At 44.4% G+C, this 590-nt stretch carries 1 protein-coding gene and 1 pseudogene; both read right to left on the bottom strand.

The window, feature by feature from the left end:
• Window positions 1–208 precede the first annotated feature (208 nt).
• Window positions 209–436, bottom strand: a complete 228-nt coding sequence (locus ACFIKR_RS09590) for a hypothetical protein (RefSeq protein WP_012754703.1) — start codon at window positions 434–436, stop codon at window positions 209–211.
• Window positions 433–590, bottom strand: a pseudogene (locus ACFIKR_RS09585) (lysozyme); the annotation flags it as partial. The gene ACFIKR_RS09590 and the pseudogene ACFIKR_RS09585, both read right to left, overlap by 4 nt.

Genomic DNA, 590 nt, shown 5'->3' with positions numbered 1-590 from the left:
TAGGTCTCTATCATCTCGTGAAGAAGCTGTTGTTCTTTTTCTGTAAGACCTTTATCTTTGCTGCTTCGTTTCTTGACCATCTTTCCAACCACATAAATGGGCTCCCTGCTTGTTATGCTTCAAAATATCTCTTGCAAGGTTGGAACTGATGACCGCAACATCCTTGTTATCCAAATAAATGGGCAACCAGCCACCACAAGAAACAGACCTATTTGCCGCGCACCCAACGAGAAAGTTCAGAGCGCACACCAGCATCACTTTTTTGATTAACTTCATTTTCTACCTCAAGCCGCGTTGTTGCTGTCTTTAAAGCATTCTCTGTTTGCTTTTGCCGTTCGCTTTGCTTGCCAAGGTGAAACGCCTTGGCTAAAGCCATAAAAAAAACGGCTAAAGCCGCTGTAAACATAAGAGAATATTTCTTTAGCCAAAAAATCATAAGCGTTGCTCCCGAAAACGCTTGGCGACAATCACTATGCCCGTTACAGCCGCTAAAACCATTATGCCTGCTAATGCCCATTGCACCGGTCCATTGCCTGCTAACAAGCCGCCAAAACCTGAACAAGACCCTATAATCGGGGCAAGTGCTTCTA

This window comes from Bartonella sp. MR30HLJHH (genome assembly GCF_042194195.1).
Taxonomy (GTDB): domain Bacteria; phylum Pseudomonadota; class Alphaproteobacteria; order Rhizobiales; family Rhizobiaceae; genus Bartonella; species Bartonella grahamii.
Note: the sequence above shows the minus strand (reverse complement) of the source record. Positions and strands in the feature narration are given on the sequence as shown.